This is a genomic window from Francisella noatunensis subsp. noatunensis (assembly GCF_009823375.1).
In the GTDB taxonomy this organism is placed as follows: domain Bacteria; phylum Pseudomonadota; class Gammaproteobacteria; order Francisellales; family Francisellaceae; genus Francisella; species Francisella noatunensis.
Window position 1 is genome coordinate 1 of sequence record NZ_WBSX01000133.1, and the last position, 4,533, is coordinate 4,533.

The following is a 4,533-nucleotide window of genomic DNA, read 5'->3' on the forward strand; positions in this document are numbered from 1 at the left end:
CCTCATGTTTTAATCTACCACAAATAAGTTCCGGAGATATCTTCTTTTTTAACAAAGCTATTATTAGCTTTTTAACTTTACAGGATAGCTTATGATTATTTGAAGTTCTGCGGCTTTGATATAGCTTCTGTGCTATCTCAGCATTATAGTCACTATTTATACTAGTGCGATTAAGTTCCTTTTTTATAGCTGTTTCACTATAGCCAATTTTATTGGCTATTTGAGATGTTTGGTATCCTAATTTAAGTAATTCTTCTATACAATATCTATTTGAAAGAGTTAAGTGCTTTGGCATTTTTTAGTTCCTTATCGTTTATTTTAGTTTCGTCAAAACCTAATAAACTATATTTGGAACTCTCTTTCAACTATTTAAAACTTTCAGAATACAATCTAGCTTTTATAGGAATAGCCACTCTCCATATTATATTATTGGCTCTATGATGTAAATATGTTGTAATAGTTGAAGTAAATATCATTACAAAAAGAGATGTAGCAACTGCTATATGCATAGCATTAGCACTAAAGCTAGGCTCATATACCGATATAAATACCATCATAAGTGGAACTATAGTTAACCCTCCACCAAGACCAAAAAGTCCTGAAAGAATACCAACAATCATCCCTGTGATGATAAAACAAACAGCTAGAAATAACATCTACTCATCCTTTAGAGTATGATTATGTATTTTCATTCTAACATAAAACTAAACTCTTTGTTCTGCGTTAAACTTATCTTTTAGAATAGATAAAGTAGAATCTGTAGCTTGGTTTATAATTATATCATCTAAAGTTTTACCATTATCTTGGAAAAGCATGCTTAAAGCTATGCTCTTTCTTGCATTTTCATCAGACTCATAGATATCAAAAATATTTACTTCTTTTAATATGTTTATATTAAGGTCATTGATAGCTTTGATAATATCTCCAGCAAGTACAGATTTATCAACTAAGAATGATATATCTCTTGATACAGAGGGATATTTAGAAATTTTTTCAAAACTAGGTATTTTCTTATTAACTAAAACATCCAAATTTAATTCAAACACTATAGGAGCCTTAGCTTTAATCTGGAAAGTTTTTAAAACTGATGGATGAATTACACCAATAACACCAATCTTATTACCGCCAGCAAGCACATAAGCTGATTGGCCAGGATGTAGCCAATTAACATCATCACATACTTCAAAGTTTAGATCAGCAATGTCGGCACAAAGCGCCTCAATATCGGCTTTAATATCAAAGAAGTCCACTTTTTTTGTATTAGACCAGTTCGGATTCAGCAATTCTCCATAAACTAAACCTGCAACTCTATCAAATTGAACTCTTTGATTATTCTCTAGTTTGAAACAAGCACCCTTCTCAAATACTCTTATTCTATTTTGTTGACGTGATGTGTTTGCCTTAAATGAATTGATCAATCCAGGTATCAAAGATTGTCTCATTATAGATAAGTCTTGAGAAATTGGATTTCTAATAGCTATACCCTTTTGCTTAAAGAAAAACTCATCAAACTTAGGATCTATAAAGCTATAATTAATAGCTTCATGATAACCTCTATCAACTAATCTAGAGTTTAAAACATCATAAGATTGCTTTGTTTCTGAAATATTTATCTTAGTTGCCGCATACTTAGGCATAGTTTCTGGCAGTTTTGAATAACCATATACACGAGCAACTTCCTCTATTAGATCCTCAGGTATTTCCATATCAAAACGATATGAAGGAGGTAATACTTCTATACAATTACTATCAAAGCTTGTTTCTACATCCATGTGTAATGCTTTAAGAACTTCTGTTACATATTCTATATCAAAATCAGTACCTAATACACGATTTAGTTTTTTGATAGAAAGAGTAATTTTGTTTTGCTTATTTAACTTTTGTAAATCCTCTGCTCCATGGATTGGAGCGACTTCACCACCTGCTATTTCATTTATTAATTTGATAGCTATTTTCATCGCTTTTGTAGCTAGTTGCGGGTCAACTCCACGCTCAAATCTATGTGATGAATCAGTATGTAGATTATATTTACGCGCTTTACCGGCTATTTTTTCTGGTACAAAGAATGCACTTTCTAAGAATATACTAGTAGTGCTATCAGTTATTGATGAATCTAAACCGCCCATTACACCAGCTATAGCTAGAGCTTTTGAATCATCTGCTATTACTAAAGTATCTGATTGTAATTTAACTTCTGTTTCATCTAAAAGTGTCAGTTGTTCATTATTATCTGCATAGCGAACATTTATACTGCCATCTAGCTTATCTAAATCAAAAGCATGCATTGGCTGACCAGTTAGTAACAATACATAATTCGTCACATCTACAAAAAATGAAATACTTCCAATACCACTTCTTCTTAGTTTTTCAACCATCCATAATGGAGTTTGGACATTATTATTTACATTTTTGATAATACAATCATAATATGCATAACACGCATCTGTCGCAGTAATATTAACATCTTTAGTATCTGTAATAGTTACTTTAGGCTCTAGTATTTCCAAATCTTTAAGTTCTGTTTTTGTAAGTGCAGAAACTTCGCGAGCTATACCATATACACTCAAACAATCGGCTCTATTCGGAGTTAGATCAACTTCGATAATATTATCATCTAAATTTAGATACTTATTAATATCAACACCAATTGGAGCATCTGCAGGTAGATCCATTAAGCCATCCGCTTTTTCAGCTAAGCCAAGCTCTTCTTCTGAGCACATCATCCCAAAAGATTCTTGTCCTCTTAGCTTTGATTTTTTGATTTTAAAATCACCTGATAGAACAGCTCCAATTTTTGCAACTGGTGCTTTCATGCCTTTATATATATTACTAGCACCGCAAACTATAGTTAGAAACTCACCTTCTGCTACATCTACAGTACAAATATTGAGCTTATCAGCATCAGGATGTTTATTGATAGTTTTGATCTGACCAACCATAACACCACTGACTTTCTCTGCGACAACTGGTTCAATTGCATCTACTTCTAATCCAGCTAAAGTTAAAGTATCTGCCAAATTTTGGCTATTTTGAGTATCACCTAGATATTCATTTAACCAATTATGTGAAAATTTCATTTATAAACCTCAAATAATAATTAAAACTGTTTCAAAAATCTTAGATCATTCTCAAAGAACATTCTTAAATCATCAATACCGTATCTAAGCATTGATAATCTCTCAACACCCATACCAAAGGCAAATCCTTGGTAATTTTTAGAGTCTATATTCCCAGCTTTTAATACTTTAGGATGCACCATACCACAACCAAGAACCTCTAACCAACCAGTGTGTTTACAAACTCTACAGCCTTTGCCATCGCACATTACACACTCCATATCAGCCTCCGCAGATGGCTCTGTGAATGGGAAATATGATGGTCTAAATCTTACTTTTAGATCCTTTTCAAAGAATGAGTTAAGAAAAGCATGTAACAAACCTTTTAGATCAGCAAATGAAACATCTTTATCTACAAGCAATCCTTCCACCTGATGAAACATAGGTGTATGTGTAATATCTGAATCACAACGATATACTCTACCTGGAGCTATAATCCTAATCGGAGGCTGTTGCTTTTCCATTGTTCTAATCTGAACACCTGATGTATGAGTTCTAAGTACATGAGTATCATCAATATAAAAAGTATCATGCATAGCACGAGCTGGATGATGCGATGGTATATTTAGAGTCTCAAAATTATAATAATCACTTTCAATCTCAGGTCCTACTTCTACTGCAAAACCATTTTGCTTAAAGAAAGCTTCTATACGATTAAGTGTTTTTGTTACAGGATGTAGAGAACCTTGATTTTGCCCTACTCCTTTTAATGTAACATCAATTTTTTCACTTGCTAATTTTTCATTTAGTTCTGCTTCTTCAAATTTTGCTAATTTTTCATTAATAGCATTTTGAAGTGCTTCTTTTGCAATATTAACAGCTTGACCAAGCTTTGGCTTTTCTTCATTAGGTAGTGTAGCTATTAGCCTCATCATACCTGTCAATTCACCTTTTTTACCAAGATATTTTACTCGAATATCATCTAGAGATTTTTTATCACTGACAAGATTTAACTCTTCAAGAGCCTGATCTCTCATTTGATCAACTATTTGCATATTTATCCTTTATTTAAAAACTTGCAGATATTATAGACAAAAAAGATTTTTATTAAAATGTGGTAAAACAAACAATTTAAGAGTTTTAGTTGCTAGATTGTATTCTGAAAGTTTTAAATAGTTGAAAGAGAGTTCCAAATATAGTTTATTAGGTTTTGACGAAACTAAAATAAACGATAAGGAACTAAAAAATGCCAAAGCACTTAACTCTTTCAAATAGATATTGCATAGAAGAATTACTTAAATTAGGATACCAAACATCTCAAATAGCCAATAAAATTGGCTATAGTGAAAGAGCTATAAAAAAGGAACTTAATCGCACTAGTATAAATAGTGACTATAATGCTGAGATAGCACAGAAGCTATATCAAAGCCGCAGAACTTCAAATAATCATAAGCTATCCTGTAAAGTTAAAAAGCTA

Annotated in this window: 5 protein-coding genes; 1 reads left to right on the forward strand and 4 read right to left on the reverse strand. The window is 32.0% G+C overall.

Annotation, left to right across the window (positions count from 1 at the left end; genetic code table 11):
- The 4 genes from F8C69_RS09185 to pheS all read right to left on the reverse strand — a co-directional run.
- The coding region (locus F8C69_RS09185; protein WP_159184960.1) for a helix-turn-helix domain-containing protein at positions 1 to 295 on the reverse strand (295 nt) is incomplete at its 3' end.
- A gap of 70 nt (positions 296 to 365) precedes the next feature.
- On the reverse strand, positions 366 to 656 hold the full coding sequence (locus F8C69_RS09190) for a TSUP family transporter (protein WP_234384114.1): 291 nt from the start codon (positions 654 to 656) through the stop codon (positions 366 to 368).
- A 48-nt stretch (positions 657 to 704) separates the two neighbouring features.
- Positions 705 to 3,077 carry a phenylalanine--tRNA ligase subunit beta gene (pheT, locus tag F8C69_RS09195; protein ID WP_159184961.1) on the reverse strand — a complete coding sequence of 791 codons (2,373 nt, stop codon included), beginning with the start codon at positions 3,075 to 3,077 and terminating at the stop codon, positions 705 to 707.
- 20 nt (positions 3,078 to 3,097) lie between these two features.
- Positions 3,098 to 4,111, reverse strand: a complete 1,014-nt coding sequence (pheS, locus tag F8C69_RS09200) for a phenylalanine--tRNA ligase subunit alpha (RefSeq protein WP_159184962.1) — start codon at positions 4,109 to 4,111, stop codon at positions 3,098 to 3,100.
- A 191-nt stretch (positions 4,112 to 4,302) separates the two neighbouring features.
- On the opposite strand from pheS, the gene F8C69_RS09205 reads away from it, so the two are divergent.
- On the forward strand, positions 4,303 to 4,533 hold a 231-nt coding region (locus tag F8C69_RS09205; protein WP_159183974.1), incomplete at its 3' end, for a helix-turn-helix domain-containing protein.